This is a genomic window from Pseudomonas sp. LBUM1659 (assembly GCF_059716045.1).
In genome coordinates, this window is sequence record NZ_CP166797.1 from 3,477,960 (window position 1) to 3,496,126 (window position 18,167).

The 18,167-nt window shown below is 56.1% G+C and carries 11 protein-coding genes and 1 pseudogene; 6 read left to right on the forward strand and 6 right to left on the reverse strand.

Features of this window, described 5'->3' with window-relative positions; all coding sequences use genetic code 11:
- Positions 1-68 precede the first annotated feature (68 nt).
- The gene (locus tag ACA048_RS15700) at positions 69-905 is read right to left on the reverse strand and encodes a hypothetical protein (RefSeq protein ID WP_497625246.1); all 837 of its coding nucleotides are present in this window, start codon (positions 903-905) and stop codon (positions 69-71) included.
- 243 nt (positions 906-1,148) lie between these two features.
- On the opposite strand from ACA048_RS15700, the gene ACA048_RS15705 reads away from it, so the two are divergent.
- The 5 genes and pseudogenes from ACA048_RS15705 to ACA048_RS15725 all read left to right on the forward strand — a co-directional run bounded on the left by ACA048_RS15705 (position 1,149) and on the right by ACA048_RS15725 (position 6,477).
- The gene (locus ACA048_RS15705) at positions 1,149-2,174 is read left to right on the forward strand and encodes a LacI family DNA-binding transcriptional regulator (protein WP_497625247.1); all 1,026 of its coding nucleotides are present in this window, start codon (positions 1,149-1,151) and stop codon (positions 2,172-2,174) included.
- Between the two features lie 159 nt (positions 2,175-2,333).
- Positions 2,334-3,116 carry a sugar phosphate isomerase/epimerase family protein gene (locus tag ACA048_RS15710; RefSeq protein WP_497625248.1) on the forward strand — a complete coding sequence of 261 codons (783 nt, stop codon included), beginning with the start codon at positions 2,334-2,336 and terminating at the stop codon, positions 3,114-3,116.
- Positions 3,109-4,121 (forward strand): annotated as a pseudogene (locus ACA048_RS15715) (sugar kinase); the annotation flags it as partial. The gene ACA048_RS15710 and the pseudogene ACA048_RS15715, both read left to right, overlap by 8 nt.
- Positions 4,122-4,179: 58 nt before the next feature.
- Positions 4,180-5,478, forward strand: coding sequence for an MFS transporter (locus ACA048_RS15720; protein WP_497625249.1), 1,299 nt, complete (start codon positions 4,180-4,182; stop codon positions 5,476-5,478).
- A gap of 21 nt (positions 5,479-5,499) precedes the next feature.
- Positions 5,500-6,477, forward strand: coding sequence for an NAD(P)-dependent oxidoreductase (locus tag ACA048_RS15725; RefSeq protein WP_497625250.1), 978 nt, complete (start codon positions 5,500-5,502; stop codon positions 6,475-6,477).
- Positions 6,478-6,667: 190 nt separating this feature from the next.
- Here ACA048_RS15725 and ACA048_RS15730 read toward each other — a convergent pair whose 3' ends face one another.
- The 5 genes from ACA048_RS15730 to ACA048_RS15750 form a co-directional block, all read right to left on the reverse strand.
- A complete protein-coding gene (locus tag ACA048_RS15730; protein WP_497629875.1) occupies positions 6,668-9,619 on the reverse strand; it encodes an RHS repeat-associated core domain-containing protein in 2,952 nt (983 codons plus the stop codon).
- Positions 9,620-9,830: 211 nt separating this feature from the next.
- Positions 9,831-12,224, reverse strand: a complete 2,394-nt coding sequence (locus ACA048_RS15735; protein ID WP_497625251.1) for a hypothetical protein — start codon at positions 12,222-12,224, stop codon at positions 9,831-9,833.
- Between the two features lie 557 nt (positions 12,225-12,781).
- Positions 12,782-13,969, reverse strand: a complete 1,188-nt coding sequence (locus ACA048_RS15740) for a pyridoxal phosphate-dependent aminotransferase (protein WP_497625252.1) — start codon at positions 13,967-13,969, stop codon at positions 12,782-12,784.
- Between the two features lie 179 nt (positions 13,970-14,148).
- Positions 14,149-15,285 (reverse strand): glycerate kinase, encoded by a 1,137-nt coding sequence (locus tag ACA048_RS15745; protein WP_497625253.1) that lies wholly within the window; start codon positions 15,283-15,285, stop codon positions 14,149-14,151.
- Positions 15,286-15,555: 270 nt separating this feature from the next.
- Positions 15,556-16,683, reverse strand: a complete 1,128-nt coding sequence (locus ACA048_RS15750; RefSeq protein ID WP_497625254.1) for a sugar diacid recognition domain-containing protein — start codon at positions 16,681-16,683, stop codon at positions 15,556-15,558.
- 169 nt (positions 16,684-16,852) lie between these two features.
- Between ACA048_RS15750 and ACA048_RS15755 the strand changes: the two genes are divergently transcribed.
- Complete coding sequence (locus ACA048_RS15755; protein WP_497625255.1) at positions 16,853-18,163, forward strand: MFS transporter; 1,311 nt, start codon at positions 16,853-16,855, stop codon at positions 18,161-18,163.
- Positions 18,164-18,167: the final 4 nt, after the last annotated feature.

An 18,167-nucleotide genomic window follows, 5' to 3' on the forward strand; every position in this document is an offset into this window, starting at 1 on the left:
ACTCCATTAATTAATTATTCCCGAGCAACCACTCTTCGACACTCAACTTGCCAAAAACACAATATCCTTTAAGGTGGCCCACAGACATCCCACTCCCCTGGAATAGTTCTATCAATACGCACCAGTCCAATTTTTGACTTTCTTACTATCCGACCATTTCTTTCCAAGGAGTACCGAGAAAGCGCAGACGCGTCATCTATCATTGGTTCAATGTGAGGTACAAAGGGTTCAACCAACACCTCGACACCGTTATCCAACTCTTCCTGTGTCGATATTGTCTTGCGTATCTGCTTATAGGTGTTACTGATGGGCGGCCCACTACCATTAAGGCTTTTATAACCTTCCCAATGGACGATAAGCACATCTCCACGTGCAAAGCCTGGATCGGGTAGCACTTTTACTCGGACCCCCTTCCACAACGGGGGATTATCGGTATAACAATTCAGGTACCCTTGAGAATTGGCACTTGGAAATCCGGGCTCGAGAAGATCAACTAGTACACTGTCTATAGTCAATTTTCGCTTTGCAGAAGGAATAATATTGATATCCTCCAGCAACACTTCATAGCTTACATATGCGATGCCATCTTCCGTCAATAAACCAGGGTCAATTTTTACAATTATCTGCTCTGGCGGGACCGGATAGACCAGCTCATCAAACACCAATTTGACAGTGCCAGCAAACTCCCAGATCACCCTTAAGCGGTCCTTCCTTGGCGGTTTATCCGGATAATTGTCCCACCGCTTTACGACCACCTCTAATCCCTTGGTAATTAGCTCTATAGGCACTTGTCCTTCCGGATCGTTAATATCTACCCCAACAACTTCAGGTGCGTCATAATCGTGAACACCTGCTGACAACGACGAATTGTCTACCTTCTTATTTCTTTTATTGGAAGTTGCCATAAACGCTCCCTGTCAAGACACGTTCAATATCTCGATAAGCTCAAATTTTTCGGTTTTCATTTGAAATAATTAAGCGCGACTTTTATCGAGTGGTCTACTGTCATATCTGACAGGCTTAATGACCACCTGTCGGTTTTTACGTAATCTCGTCCACAATCAAACTTGACGAAGAAGCTGCTTTTGGCGCTTACTGAAACCGGTTTCAGAAGCACAAGATCAAAAACAAAAACAAGGCCCAACTCCGTGAACGACTTCTCCGCCGCCCAGCGCAGCCGCGTGACCATGCTCGACGTCGCCGAACACGCCGGTGTCTCCAAGGCCAGCGTCTCGCGCTTCATCGGCGACGACCGCGCCCTGCTCTCCGATGCCACTGCCCTGCGCATCGAGCAGGCGATTGCCACACTCGGCTACCGCCCCAACCAGATGGCTCGCGGTCTGAAACGCGGGCGCACTCGCCTGATCGGCATGCTGGTGGCCGACATCCGTAACCCTTATTCGATTGCCGTGATGCACGGGGTGGAAACCGCTTGCCGTCAACACGGCTACAGCTTGGTGGTGTGCAACACCGACCGCGATGACGAGCAGGAACGCCAGCACCTGGCATTGCTGCGCTCGTACAACATCGAAGGTTTGATCGTGAACACCCTGGGCCATCACCGCGACGAGCTGCGCGAGTTGCATCGTGAAATGCCGTTGGTGCTGGTGGATCGCAAGGTCAAACAGTTGGAGAGCGATCTGGTCGGGCTGGACAACCCGGCGGCGGTGGAAATGGCACTCGCCCATTTGCAGGAACGCGGTTATCGCGATGTGCTGATGGTGACCGAACCGCTTGACGGTACCAGCGCGCGGATCGAGCGAGTGAGCAGTTTCGAGTCCCTGATCGCGAAACGCCCGGCATTCAAAGGTACGGTGATCGAGACTGGCAGCGAGCTGACCATGCAGTTGAAAACGTTCTTGAACTCTCCTGGCCCCGGCCCGAAAGCATTGTTTTGTGCCAATGGCATTGCAGCGCTGGCCAGCACTCATTCGTTGCGTGAACTGCAATGCAATCTGTTTGAGGACGTGGGGCTGATCGCATTGGATGACCTGGATTGGTATCCGTTGGTGGGTAGCGGGATTACCGCACTTGCCCAGCCGACGGAGGAAATTGGTGCGAGTGCGTTTGAGTGTTTGCTCAAGCGGTTGCGCGGGGATGTCGGTGCGGTGCGGACCCTGGATTTTTCGGCGCGGTTGATTGTGCGGGGGTCGACCCTTGGGAATCTTCAGTGAATTTTCCGGCCTCTTCGCGGGCAAGCCCGCTCCTACGTTTTGTGAACGCCACAGCCCCTGTAGGAGCGGGTTTGCCCGCGAAGAGGCCCGCAGAAACACCATCACTTAAGCAGCCATTTTTTTGAACAAAAATGAAACCGGTTTCAGAGGTGTAAAACAATGAATAAACCACCCGTTTCCATCAGCCTGTCCAGCTACGGCGCGGACCTCGTGCGCCAACGCGGCCAAGGCAGTTTTATCGACGTACTGACCGCTGCCGGCGCCACGCAAATTGAGTGGCGCGAAGAGTTGCTGACGGATGAAAACCCGCTGCAACTGGCTGATGACTGCCGATCCCAAGGTCTGGAAAGTATCTATTCCTCGCCGATGGAACTGTGGCTGGCCGGCCAGTCGAAGCCCAATCCTGAACTGTTCACTACCCTTGAGCGTGCCGAAACGTTCGGCGCGAAATGGCTGAAAGTCTCCTTGGGTTACTTCACCGACAACAATGATCTTCAGGCATTGAGTCGCGTCCTCGCTCAGAGCCCAGTGCAGTTGCTGGTGGAAAACGACCAGACCTTGCACGGCGGCCGCATCGAACCGTTTCAGCGCTTTTTCGGCGAAGTCGAGCAACACCCGTTACCGATCAAAATGACCTTCGACATCGGCAACTGGCAATGGCAGGACCAGTCCGCCGCGAGCGCCGCGCGGTTACTCGGTCGGCATGTCGGTTACGTGCACTGCAAAGCCGTGACACGCCGCGCCGACGGTAAACTGGTCGCCATCCCCCCGACGGCCAGCGACGTGCATTTGTGGGAAGAACTGCTGCGGCACATGACCCAAGGCGTTATGCGGGCGGTGGAATATCCGCTGCAAGGCGATGACCTGGTGCAACTGACCCGGGAACACGTCGCCACCCTCGCCCACCTTGGTCAACTCCGGTTGGAGAATGCGCATGTCTGAGTTCGATATTCTGTCGTTCGGCGAAACCATGGCGATGTTTGTCGCCGAGCAAAGTGGTGATCTGGCCGACGTCGGCCAGTTCCACAAACGTATTGCCGGGGCGGACAGCAACGTAGCGATTGGCCTTTCACGGCTTGGATTCAACGTGGCGTGGTTGAGCCGGGTGGGCGCCGATTCGTTGGGGCGGTTTGTCCTCGACACGCTGCGCAAAGAACGCCTGAACTGCGACCATGTCGCCATCGACACGGCGCACCCGACCGGGTTTCAGCTCAAGTCCCGCACCGACGATGGCAGCGATCCGGCGGTCGAATATTTCCGTCGCGGATCGGCGGCCAGTCATTTGTCGGTGCAGTCGATTACCCCGCAACTGCTCAATGCACGCCACTTGCATGCCACCGGCATTGCGCCAGCGTTGTCTGCGTCTGCTCGGGAGATGTCTTTCGAACTGATGACCCGCATGCGCCATGCCGGGCGCAGTGTGTCCTTCGACCCGAACCTGCGCCCGAGCCTGTGGGCCAGCGAACGGTTAATGATCACCGAGATCAACCGCCTTGCCGCCCTCGCCCATTGGGTGCTGCCGGGGTTGAGTGAAGGTCGCTTGCTGACCGGTTTTGAAGACCCGGCGGATATTGCGGCGTTTTACCTTGATCTCGGTGCTGAAGCGGTGGCGATCAAGCTGGGCCCGCAAGGTGCGTATTACCGCACGCCTGTAGATCAGGGATTTGTCGCCGGTGTGCCGGTGGCAACCGTGGTCGATACTGTCGGCGCTGGTGATGGTTTTGCCGTCGGCATGATCAGCGCACTCCTGGAAAACCACAGCGTTGCCGACGCGGTGCGGCGTGCCAACTGGATTGGTAGCCGCGCGGTGCAGAGTCGGGGGGATATGGAAGGTTTGCCGACCCGACTTGAAATGTCCGCTGAAATTGAGGGCGTCAATCGCGAGCAAGCTCTGCTCCTACAGGACCTGTAGGAGCAAGGCTTGCTCGCGATGAGGCCCGCACAGTCACTGAAGATTTAGCCCGTTACCTGCTGCGACAAAAACAACAAGCTCAGGAGCACCATCATGAAAACAGCTTCACTCCCCACCCGCCGCTGGTGGTACATCATGCCCATCGTGTTCATCACCTATAGCCTGGCGTATCTGGACCGCGCCAACTACGGGTTCGCCGCCGCCTCGGGCATGGCCGCCGACCTGATGATCACGCCCGGCCTGTCATCGATGCTCGGCGCGCTGTTCTTTCTCGGTTACTTTTTCTTTCAGGTGCCCGGCGCGATCTATGCGCAGAAACACAGCGTCAAGAAGCTGATTTTCGTCAGCCTGATTCTCTGGGGCGGCCTCGCGACGCTGACCGGGATCGTCTCCAACGCCTACTGGCTCATCGTTATCCGCTTCATGCTCGGCGTGGTTGAAGCCGCCGTCATGCCGGCGATGCTGATCTATCTGTGCCACTGGTTTACCCGTGCCGAACGCTCGCGCGCCAACACCTTCCTGATCCTCGGCAACCCGGTGACCATGCTCTGGATGTCGGTGGTGTCGGGTTATCTGGTGCAGCATTTCAGCTGGCGCTGGATGTTCATCATCGAAGGGTTGCCGGCGGTGCTGTGGGCGTTTATCTGGTGGCGTCTGGCCGATGACCGTCCGGCACAGGCCAAGTGGCTCAGTGATCAAGAGAAGCTGGACCTGGAAAGCGCCCTCGCCGCCGAACAGGTCGGCATCAAAGCGGTGAAAAATTACGCCGAAGCCTTTCGCTCGCCGAAGGTGATCATCCTCGCCTTGCAGTTTTTCTGCTGGAGCATTGGGGTTTACGGCTTCGTGTTGTGGCTGCCGTCGATCCTCAAGGCTGGCGCGCAGATGGACATGATCGAGGCGGGTTGGCTGTCGGCGCTGCCGTATCTGGCCGCCGTGATTGGCATGCTGTTGGTGTCTTGGGGTTCGGACAAATTGCAGAAGCGCAAACGCTTCGTCTGGCCGCCGCTGCTGATCGCCTCCATCGCGTTCTACGGCTCTTACGCGTTGGGCGCCGAACATTTCTGGTGGTCCTACACCCTGCTGGTGATTGCTGGCGCCTGCATGTATGCGCCTTACGGGCCGTTTTTCGCGATCATCCCGGAGATTCTTCCGGCCAACGTCGCCGGGGGCGCCATGGCGCTGATCAACAGCATGGGGGCGCTGGGTTCGTTTGGAGGTTCGTATCTGGTCGGTTATTTGAACAGCAGCACCGGATCGCCGGGCGCTTCGTATTTGCTGATGAGCGGCGCGTTAATGCTCTCGGTGGTGCTGACGATTTTCCTCAAGCCCGGCGCCAGTGACCGGGTTGTGGAGAAGGCAGCTGCACAACATCCAGTGGCTGCTCACCCTTGATTTGAAATTGAGAACATGACGATGAAAAAGCAGGTTGTGCTGTACAAGAAACTCTCGCCGTTGCTCATGACTCGCCTGCATGAGCACACCGAGGTGACGCTGATCGACAACCTCAACCCGGAGGGCCTCGCACAATTGCGTGAGGCCCTGCCCCGCGCCCACGGTTTGCTTGGCGCGAGTCTGAAACTGGACGCAGAATTATTGGACCTGGCGCCGAATCTCGAAGCCATCGCCAGCGTCTCCGTCGGCGTCGACAACTACGACATCGATTACCTCACCGAACGCCGCATCCTGCTCAGCAACACGCCGGACGTGCTGACTGAAACGACTGCGGACACCGGTTTCGCACTGATTCTGGCGACCGCCCGGCGTGTGGTGGACCTGGCGAACATGGTTCGCAGCGGCCAGTGGAAGCGCAATATCGGTGCGGTGCATTTCGGCACCGATGTGCACGGCAAGACGCTGGGGATTATCGGCATGGGCCGCATCGGCGAGGCCTTGGCGCAGCGCGGGCATTTCGGGTTTGGCATGCCGGTGATCTATCACAGCCATTCCCCGAAACCGGCGGTGGAACAGCGTTTCAATGCGCAGTACAGAAGCCTGACGGAGTTATTGCAGCAGGCGGATTTCATTTGCCTGACCTTGCCACTGACGGCTGAAACCGAAGGGTTGATTGGCGCTGAAGAGTTCGCTCTGATGCGCCCGGAGAGTATTTTCATCAACATTTCCCGGGGCAAGGTGGTGGACGAATCTGCGCTGATTGCAGCGCTGCGCGCGGGACAGATTCGGGGTGCGGGGCTGGATGTGTTTGAGCGTGAGCCGCTCGACACGGATTCGCCGCTGTTGACGTTGAACAACGTGGTGGCGACGCCGCACATGGGGTCGGCGACGCATGAGACTCGGGAAGCGATGGCCAGGTGCGCGGTGGATAATTTGCTGATGGCGTTGGCGGGGAAACGGCCGAAGAATCTGGTAAATGCCGGGGCGTGGCAGGCTTAAGAAACCTGTCAACAAGCCCTCGTAGGAACGCCGCCTGGAACCGACTCGCTCACACACTGGACTGGGTTCAGACTCAATTCCCCTGTGGGAGTACAGCCACACATGTCTTTAAAGTACGAAACGCCCGATGCGGCGCATCGGGCGTTGGGGTGAAACAGGTGTAAACCTGTTTAAGAACTAGACATTAAGGTTACCCAATCGAACCATGCCAGCGCCATGGTGCCCATATCTTCTTGATACCAAGCGCTGCCCTGAGTTCGTTATTCAGGCCACTGTGGCAGAAGGCATAGATGACCGAATCCGCCTTTATCGGAGCGTTTTCAAGTTCCTGCTGTGCCCACATTGTACTCGTCTGCCAACGCCCCCGCCCAATGTGGGTGTGAGTGATTTGAGGTGCAGGAGCGCCATGCTTTGCAGCCAAGTTGCGCATAACGCCTGCGAAAGCTTCCTCCTCCTTAAAAAAATCGTACACGGCCTCCCCGACATGACCATTCAGCTTTCCGTGTGCGCCACTGAGCGTATGTATGGATTTACTCGGACCGCCAGAATACGAACTCGCCATTTGTTTGCTTGTATTTTTACCAATGGTCCTTGTCTTGCTCAGATGGATGGTGTGTGACTGACCTTCCATCGTCACTTGGTATCCTTTAAAACCTCCCGTCGTGGCGTGCTTTTGCAAACTCGAGCGTACGTTGCTGCCACTCATGCCAGGTAATGCACGGACAGGCCCCGATTTGGCATGGTTTCCACCGGATGCCACGGAAGACAAGCTACTTGCCTTAGCCCCCGTAGAGCCAGCTCTGGAGCCCGTAGTCGCCGCCGACGATGCGGCGCCTTGACCGACCCGGCTCACCAAGGAAGGCTTGCCAACAGCAGAAGCTGCCACATTGCCGCCAAACATGGCGCCCAACTGAACCCCATAACCAGCGTTGTCTAAATGAGTGGCCAGTGGCGGGATGTAATAAGCCCCTCTCGTCGGATCGGTTACAGATGCAGAGTCCGCAAGAATGACCTCCTCTGCCGCTGCCTTTAAACTCGCGCCCAAGCCAGACGCTACACCGCCGGCAATGGCCCCCGCGACAGCGCCCGCCGGGCCACCAATCAAGAAACCTGTCAAGGCGCCTGCAGCGGCTCCGATCAGGGTCTCAGCCAATACCCACCCCCAGCGCTGCCACCAGGGCCGATTTAAACGTCCCCCCCAACCCCAATCATTGCCAGAGTGGTCGGAACGGTTAATCGGGTCCATGCCGCAGTAGTGATAGCGGTTTGGGCCCGCGCCGCCAAACGGTGAAATGCTGTCAACAGACCAGAACTGGCGCATGACGGGGTCGTAAAAACGGAAACCATCGCCAAGAATGTAACAACCGGTAGCCGAGTCAATGAAATACCCTTTAAAGCCGATAGGGCAGTCGAGTTGGTCGTGACTTGCACTTGAAGAGCGGAGACCGTCGTCCAGATAAGTAAAATTAACAGCGTTATCGAGATTTATTGCACCGTTCACATACGTGTGAACCGCATGAACAGTACCACCGGGGTCAGTGGCGAAAAGTTCAAGAACGGAAGACTGGCCGGTTACTTTTTGCACATATCGACCAATGCAGACGCCACCCACATTAACGTAGAACGTTCGTGCAATATTGTCGCCTGTGCCACCGATCTCACCCATCAAGCCATCTGCTCCGTACAACAGACAACGGGTTTTGTTGTTAACCAAATCGGTAATTCTTACCAGCTTCCCAAAAAAGTCATAGTCATAGCTCGCAACATCCACGCCATCTTTGGAAACCATAATCAGCTGGTTCATCGCATTGAACTTCATACTCCTGGTTGTCGTTGAGCTTGTGGTACCGCTCTTGACGATCGAAACAGAGTTAACATTACCATTAGCGTCATAGGCAAAAGTGCGATTTTCATTGGCATTAATGCGATTGATCATATTGCTAGGCTGATCAGAATGCCGAGTAAACTCGACATTTAGCGCGGTACCGGGGAGATTGTGTGATATACCACCCAGGGCCGCAAATGCAGTTTTCTCATATCGAACATCGTATGTTTCGCTCCCCTCTGTAACTGTAGACTTACTCAAGTATTTCTTGCTGGTCGTGTATTCGTAATCAGTTTTTACGCTCTTGCGCGGCCCGCTAGCCCCAACCTTATGCGAAATCGTGCGACTGCTAGCATTACCGTTATGACCGGTGACTTGATTAAACGTCAGCGCCTCGTGTTCATTCGCAGCGACCATCACTCGGACCCGGCGATCGCTCTCATTTCCGAACTGATCGTACTCAAAATCAATACGCAGGATATCCAGCGTTGTGGTGGTGTCTGCGACTTTAATATCACGTGGCTTTCCAGACTTTGAATCATTTTTCGCAACAGGATAATAGGAGATTGTCGCGTGAAAGCTTAGCGTTCCGGCTGTGACAAACTCTTTTCTGGTCAGCCTGCCCATAGCGTCATATATATTGCTTTCTTTGCAAATACGACTTCCAAGATGATCCTGTAACTCGGTGCTTTCCACCTTCGTGAAAAACCTGGAAAACCTATTCAGGGTTTTAGCCCCAGTGGTGTTTATGCCAAACAGGGTCGTTATGGTTTTGGCCGTACCAAAATCATCGTATTCGTAACTATGCGTGACGTACTCTGTATCAGCATTATTAACGCGCTTGTAAGACGTCGCGCCAGTAATCCGTTTCGAAACAGCATCGTATAGAGCGCCGTGCGCTTGCCCCGGAAAATCAGAGGCGTTTGTGAGACGAAATCCATCCAGCAGCCCCGTTGTGGCGTGAATGTAGTCGATTCTTCCGCCACCAGTAGTTACCTTGGAAGGAACCTGCTCCGTAGGACTGCTATAGCGCATCGTCCTGGTAACTTTGCGCGTCCCTGTAGAGTCATAGTTTGGCTCTTGCTGTTCAATGATTCGACCGAAATTATCAAATGTACGAGTAGCGTCCATCAGGGTGACAGCAGCACTGCCTGCGCGTTTGTAACTGGCTTGGATACGGGTCAGTTCGCTGACGGTAGCCAGATTATCGCCATAGGTGTATTCCATCGTCTCTTCACCGCACACGTGCTTCGTGATGCGATCAAATTGATCATACGTGAAGTTTGTCGTGGTGCCCTCCGCAGCGGACGTGATCATCCGTCCGTAGCCATCATACGTATTAGAGCTTGTCGTTACAGTGGTTGGGAGGCCATCGGCAGCACCTGTCGGATAAATGAATTGTGTTTCATATACATCGCCAAATCCGTTAAACCGCTGGACACTCTTGATATCCGGGGCGGCATCGGAGTGCACGGTGGTCGTAAAAGGAGTCGCAGACTTGTCAACTTTGAAGTTTAAGGCCGTGCCATCAGGATTGACGACTCGTGCAGTGCCAAACAACCGATGTTCGTAGGTGGTGATCGCCGTCACCGATTTGAGGGTTGAGTTGGTGGGCGACGTAGTTACATACGTCAATGTTCTTGTGCCGAATAACTTCTGCCACACCATTACTTCTGTCATATTCAGTCACTGTCGCGACTTGAGTAAAGTCATCACTGTCGCCATGGCTGATAAAAACCGGCTCACCCTCATGGTCGAAATGCCAGCAAGTGATCTTGCCCGTGCTGGACGTAACCTTGACTCGATTGGTGTACGTATTACGGTACTCCAAGGGCGTAGTCTCATGGGTTCGAAATGCCTTGCTCCAATAACGAAATTCGTAGCTTTCGACCTCTTCACTGGAGGTACTGAAGTATTTCTTGGTATTACGCAAGCGACGCGTCGCAGTATAACCAAATACCGTATTACAACGTGCAGAGTCCTCTTCCTCATACACCAGTCCTGACAATGGGCTGAATTTGGCACTGCCTGCAAATGTGTTCCCTGTCTGCCCGGTTGCGGAAATATACGAAGTCGCTTCAACAACGCGCCACTGTTCATAAGTGCTCAGCGACCACGAAACAGAAATTTTATTTTCCACGCTGTTACGAAAGGAAGTGGTTTCGTTAAGAGCGCCCAACAAGAAGGGGGTTGATCGAGTAGTGATGTAGGAATAACTGGCAACGGTCATACCGTTAACTACGTCGGTTTTTTTCAGCGTCATCGAAGGGGTGACAGTACTGCCATCAAGAGGATGGGTATAAGAGTTGCCTGTAATTGCGGTGTACGTGTAAGACTCGATCTGATTCCCGCCCGCTGGCGCAGGCAAATTCGACGCGGGATAAGTGGTTTTACTTTTCAGGAACCTGAGATAGGGACTGGCTGGGCAACCGGCCGCCTCGGTGGAATTTTTAGCATAGTAGGCATATTCGTGCCTTATCCCGGACGCCAGAGTCTGGCTGGTTAAGTTCCCATACACATCAAACGTCCGGCTGGCTTGTTCACGACGAGTTCGCTCAACCACCTTATTTGAATTATCGATGCGCTGATAATCCACCGTCATCTTTGTCCATCGGGAAAAATTAGCGGGCTGCACGTCAATGGCACCTGCCTCAATGGGATAGGTGTATGCAGTCACAATGCACTGGATAAAGCGTACTTCTTCTAGGGGAGCAATCTCGACGGTGGTACAGGATACCGGCAAGTGAAAGCGATTATAGACCGTGGTAACTTTTGACTTGTCATGGGTTGCCACTACGGTATAGGTGTAGTCCTCTGCCAAGGTGGAGCAGTTATCCACCAAGGCTTCCATGGTGCGAAACACCTTATAGCCTGTAAAATTCTTGGAATCATCATCGGCGCCATACGTATAACTAACAACACTGGTTACATTCTCTGCCCCGTCGACTTCAAAACCTCTCTCTACGCGTGAACCGACGGAGAGCGTCTGCGTATCGGAAAATTTAAGAGTGGTCTGCCTGGACACCTTGATGAACTGCCCTGTTGGCAGCGAAACCTTTTTGATGAATTGGCCAGCAGAAAAACCTGCGTCATATGTAAACTCAATCCATCGCGCCATATCCCCCGGCAAGCTGATTTTCTTGACGTGGATATTATTATGAGTACCTCCCTCTCCTCCAATGTTTCCAACAAGAACAACCCGGGTAGTGATGGTTACACCGTCCACGTGCTGTAGAACATCCATATAATGTTCGTTACTTAACGAATCCAGATACACTGATGCCGTTATCCAATTGAGACCTTCATCGTCTTCAATTCGAGTAATGATGTCGGCACCCAACCAGGCATTGTGCTCTACAGTAAATTTAAGACCGTGACCGGATTCGGAGCGCATCTCCTTAATTCGGCCTTCAGCATCATAGTATTCCACAATGCCATTAATGTGGCTTACTTTCACCCCCCGGAGAGTCTGGCTGCCACCTTCCGAACTGTACACCCTCTGAATGTTTACGTCGTCTTCTCGGTGCGTCTCTAATGACACCGATCCATCGCTGACTGTTTGCTTATCAACCAAACCGCTCGAAAAATGCACGCGCCCGGTTTCGCCGGTAGACATTCTTGGCATATTCAGGCCAAACTGTTTACTTATACTTTGAGCACCACCTGAAAACCCATAATACTTAGAAACACCCAAAGACATTGTATAGTTAAACGTCACTGGACTCCCAAAGCCGCTGCTAACTGTACCCAGAACAACACTTGATTCAATCCGACCCGTCCTGGCGTTAAAATCGAAGTCCAGATTAACACCCGTGGCCTGAGTATAAATATCACTCACAGACGTAGTGGATGAACTCGATGCTTCACGCATAACATTCGCAGGTTGTTCTACAACGGGTCCTGACTCGCTATTATCATTCATACCGTACTCCTTCGCAGATATTAATTATTTAACTCGAAGAAGCATGATCAATCGAAAACCGGCTTCTTGTGTGGCAACAGCCTAAACTGAAGGAAGACATATCAGGCCGACTGGTCTGAATTCAGAATACCCATTGTTGTTTACGGAATATCAGAATAACTTCATGGGTTTTCTGAAGTCTCCCAATTCCACATACTCCCAATCAGATGAGCTCTTGCGACTTCGGATGCGCCGGCAAGCGTAAGCAGACTCGGTGGACTCGCCAGCGAGGCGAACCCTGGCTCAGGAATTAGCAGTAAGTCCGTAAAAGATTTTCCGCAGGGACAAGTTCAATGCTTAATCAGTGTTTTTATCCCGATTTCTGCTGGGAAGCCGCCAGCTAACCTGATAAACAAACGGGTGTGGCGGGTCTAGACAATTTGTTAGCTGTCAGGCTGACATCGCGAGCAAGCTCGCTCCCGCATGGACTTTTGTGAACGCCACAGATCCAGTGTGGGAGCGACGGTGCGACGATTCGACCTGCTCGCGAAGGGGGCATCAAATTCGACGAAAATCTTTCAGGCTCTACGCGCCTGGAGAAGATCCGCCGCACAAAGCGCAATCCGCCGACACGCATCCGCCAGTCGCACCTGATCCACCACCAACCCGATCCGGATATGCCCCGCCGCGCTCGGCCCGAACGCCTCCCCAGCCAGCACTGACACGCCATAGCCCTCCAGCAACCGCTCGGCAAAGCCCTGCGCGCCAATCCCGGTCTGGCGCACATCAACCATCACAAACATCCCGCCATCGGGCCGCACAGGCCTGATGCCGGGACAACCGCTCAGCCTTGCGCACACCAGATCACGGCGCTGACGATATTCCTCGCGCATCAACGCCACTTCCGGCAGGTTTTGATCCAGCGCCAATTGCGCTGCGCTCTGGATGAAGTCCGGAATCCCGAACAGCATGCACAACGACAGATTTACCAGGTGCTCGGCCATGGGTTTGGGGCCAATCGCCCAGCCGACCCGCCAGCCACTCATGGCGTGGGATTTGGACAGGCTGTTGATAGTCGCGGTGCGCTCGGCCATTCCTGGCAGGCTCGCCGGGCTGGTGTGCTCCCCTTCGAACAACAGCTCGCTGTAGACCTCATCGCTGATCAGCCACAGGTCATGGCGCACGCACAGTGCGGCGAGCGCTTGCCAGGTGTGTAGCGGCAAACTGGCGCCGGACGGATTGTTCGGACTGTTGAGCAGGATGACGCGGGTTTTAGCGGTAATCAGTGCCGCGACATCCGCCGGGTCGACACGAAAGCCGTTCTCCGGACGCACCGCCACCGGCACCACTTTAGCGGCGCAAGCGCCGAACACACCTTCATAGGTCACATACATCGGTTCGGCGACAATCACCTCATCGCCCGGATCGAGCAGGCATTGCGCGACGGAGTACACCGCGCATTGCGCCCCCGGAAACACGATGACATGGTCGGCGTCCACGCCCTGACCACTGCGCTGGCGATGGCGCCGCGCAATGCTGCTGCGCAGCCCTCGACTGCCACGCACATCCGGGTAATGGGTGTCACCGGCCTGCAAGCTGTCGATGGCGGCCTGGACAATGGGTTGTGGCGTGTCGAAGTCTGGATCACCAATCGACAGCAGCAAGACATCGACGCCCTGCTCGCGCATTTCCAGCGCTCGGTCATGAATCTGCCAGGCTGCCGCTCCGTCGCCGGCGATTCGTTTGGTCAAGGCTGAATAGCGCATGTCATTCTCCTGTCGCGCGCGGGCTCCCAGCCATCACCCTATCTCAAATCACGCAACGCGCCACCATGGCATTCAAATCCTCCGCCAGACGCGACAGTTCATGGGTGGCGGTTTAAACCCTGCGCTGCTGCGCAGTCGGACGCAGCCTCGCAGGCTCGACAGCTGCTAGGAGCTTTGCGTCAGGCTTTGGCGATTCGCCAAACTCTCGCGATATCACCGGCGCGATCACGCAACAACCGTGGTGCTTCGGCGCACGCCTGCTCCAGCGTCATCGGCCCGCTCGCCAAGGCAAAGGCGGCATCGATGCCGTGCTCGTACAACGCCTGGTAACCCTCGCCCAAGGTGCCGGCGATCACGATCACCGGTACGCCGTGCTGCCGGGCAATGCGCGCCACGCCGAACGGCGTCTTGCCACGCAAGGTCTGGGCATCGAACCGCCCTTCGCCGGTGATCACCAAGTCGGCGCCCTTCACCGCTTCAGCCAACCCGACCAGTTCGGCAACCACTTCCACGCCGGCCTGAAATTGCGCGCCGAGGAACGCCTTGGCGGCAAACCCCAGACCGCCCGCCGCGCCGCTGCCCGGTTCGTCCTTTACATCGTGACCCAATGCATGGGCGCACAGTTCGGCAAAATGCCCAAGCGCGTTATCCAGTTGCTGGACTTGCTCGAGCGATGCGCCTTTTTGTGGGCCGAAAATCGCTGAAGCGCCATGAGGGCCGCACAGTGGATTGTTAACGTCGGCTGCGATGTCGAAGCGCACCTCGGCCAGACGCGAGTCAATGTCACTCAGATCGATGCGATCCAGTTGCGCCAATGCCAGACCGCCCGGCGCCAGGGTTTGTCCCTGCGCATTCAGCAACTTCACGCCCAGCGCCTGCATCGCCCCGGCGCCGCCATCGTTGGTGGCGCTGCCGCCAATCGCCAGAATCACCCGTTGCGCCCCGGCGTCGAGGGCCGCGCGAATCAGCTCGCCAGTGCCGAAGGTGCTGCTGACGCATGCATCGCGCTGGCCCGGCGGCACCAGCTGCAAACCGCTGGCTTCTGCCATTTCGATGATTGCAGTGTGGCTTTGCGGCAACCAGCCCCACGCAGCCTCGACCGTTGCGCCGAGCGGACCACGTACATTCGTGCGGCGCAATTCGCCCTCGCACGCCGCCAGAATCGACTCGACCGTGCCTTCACCGCCGTCCGCCATCGGGCACTTGAGCAGTTGCGCATCAGGCCAGACGTCTGCCAGACCCAGCGCAATAGCGTCGGCCACGCCTTGGGCGCTGAGGCTGTCCTTGAACGAATCGGGGGCGATGACGATTTTCATGCGAATTCTCTAGTTCCAATGCGTTCCATGCTGCCAGTAGCCCCGGACAATAACGCCAGGCCGCTGCACAAGTGGGCATGGCGTTTATTGTTCATTTTCACAAAACCCTGCGTTCAGATCTGGGATTGATGTTGGCCGATAGTCCGCCATCGCTAGCAAGCCCGCTCCTACAGGGGATCGGCGGCGATCACAAATCTGTGCACCCCCTCAACTAATGAAATGGCTACCCCTGCCGCCCCCTGAGATTGCCATCATCGGCAAGCCATGCACCTAAGGGATTGTAGGTGCATCCGTTTGCGGCAAAAGCTGAACACCAAGATAGAGCGCAAGCATCCCGTCCAGTTTCAACGGATCAACACCACTCAGCTCGGCAATCCGCTCCATCCGATAACGCAAGCTATTGCGATGGATCCCCAGCGCATCGGCACACGTCTGGCTCTGCCCATCGTGATCACACCAACTGCGCAAGGTCGCCAACAGTTGGCCGTTGCCGTCCTTGGCGATGACTTTGCGCAGCGGTTTTAGCAATTCGTCCAGCGCATCGTCGTTGCGATGCCGCCAGAGCATCACCGGTAATCGGTAACGGGTGAGCGTCAATAAGCGCGAACGCGGCAACACATCGCGCCCGTATGCCAGCAAGTCGCCGACACGGCGGTAGCAGCGCCGCAGCCCCGACAATCCCTCGGCCTGCCCGCCTACCGCAATACGCAGTATGTTCCAGCCCAGGCCGTCGAGTTTTTCCAGCAGCCGTTCATTTTCGATAGTCTGCGAAGCTGGTCGGCACCACAGCAACGACGACTTCGCCGAACTCACGCACCAACTGTCCGGGTAACGCGAGGTCAGCCAGGCACTCAGCGCTTCAACGGTTTGCGCCGGGCCGTGTTCGATGCCCAATTCAAACAGATAGGGCACCCGCGTCAGCTGCGGTTTGAGCCCCAACTGCTGCGCTTCGTCGAGCAAGCGCGGCGCATCCCCCGCCTCGCTCAGCAGCAACACCAGCAGATCATCGCAACGCTGGCGCCGCCATTGCTGCTCGGCCTGCTGATTGCGCTGGCCAACCAGCATTTCGGCAGTCATTCGCACCAGTTCGGCATAGGTGCGCAATAGCTCGGGCTCGCCGGTAATGCCGAGCACACCAATCAAGCGCCCATCGAGCAGCAGCGGCAGGTTGATCCCCGGCTGCACGCCCTTGAGATGAATCGCCGTCTGCGCGTCGATCTCCACCACCCGACCGTTGGCCAGCACCAGTTGCGCGCCTTCATGGCGGGTGTTGATCCGCTCCGGCTCGCCGCTGCCGAGAATCAACCCTTGACTGTCCATGACGTTGACGTTGTAGGGCAGGATGGCCATCGCCCGGTCGACGATGTCCTGGGCCAGGTCGTGATCGAGTTCGAACATAACGGGGATCCTTGAAAACGGTGTGGGACGGGTTGTTCACCCGCACAGGCCTGGGTCTTAAACCCTGTGCTCAGGCACAAAGACAACGACCCAAGGCGTGGCCGAGACTCACTGGGCGATCAACGTTACCCTTGCATCGCAAAAAATCATAATAAAGAGAGAACCCGCCATGTCACAGAGCGCCGCCGCTACCCAGGCCATCGTTGACGAGAAAAACGCCGTCTACAAACGCATTACCCTGCGTTTGATCCCCTTCATCTTCATCTGCTATCTGTTCAACTACCTCGACCGGGTGAACGTTGGATTTGCCAAACTGCAGATGCTCGACGCCCTGAAATTCAGCGAAACCGTGTACGGCCTCGGGGCCGGGATCTTCTTCATCGGTTACGTGCTGTGCGGCGTGCCGAGCAACCTGGCCCTGACCAAATTCGGCCCGCGGCGCTGGATCGCGCTAATGATGATCGTCTGGGGCACGCTCTCGACCTGCCTGCTGTTCGTCACCACCCCGACCGAGTTCTACACCTTGCGGCTGTTCACCGGTGCGGCGGAAGCCGGGTTCTTCCCGGGCGTGGTGCTGTATCTCTCGCAGTGGTTCCCGACCTTTCGCCGTGGCCGGATCATGGCGCTGTTCATGTCGGCAATTCCGGTGTCCGGCCTGCTCGGCAGCCCGTTTTCTGGCTGGATCCTCAACCACTTTGGCGCAGGCCAAGCGGGTCTGGCAGGTTGGCAGTGGATGTTCTTGCTGCAAGGCATTCCGACCGTGATTCTCGGCGCCCTCGCCTATTTCCTGCTGAGCGACAGTTACGCCAACGCCAAATGGCTGACCCCGTTTGAGCGCTCGGTGCTGGAAGAGGATCACGCTGAAGACCTGGCGAACAAACCGAAAACCACCACCGACTCACTGTTGGCGGTGTTCAAGAACCCGGCGATCTGGGCGTTCGGTTTGATTTACTTCTGCATCCAGAGCGGCGTGTACGCGATCAACTTCTGGTTGCCGTCGATCATCAAGAACCTGGGCTTCAGCGATAACCTGGTGATCGGCTGGCTGAGTGCGATTCCGTACTTGCTGGCAGCGGTGTTCATGTTGATGGTCGGCCGCTCGGCGGACCTGCGCAAGGAACGCCGCTGGCATTTGGTGGTGCCGATGTTGATGGGCGCGGTGGGTCTGCTGATCGCGGTGAACTTTGCGACGACGCCGGCCATTGCAATTCTCGGCCTGACCATCGCCACCATGGGCGCCCTCACCGGCCTGCCAATGTTCTGGCCGGTGCCGACGGCGCTGCTGAGCGCGGGCGCGGCGGCGGGTGGTTTGGCGTTGATCAACTCGATGGGGCAAATGGCGGGTTTCCTCAGCCCTTATCTCGTGGGTTGGGTCAAGGACAGCACCGGCTCGACCGATGCTGCGCTTTATCTGCTGGCGGGTGTGATTGTGTGCGGCAGCTTCCTGGCGTTGCGGATGACGCGGACGTTGCGGGTGTAAGCCT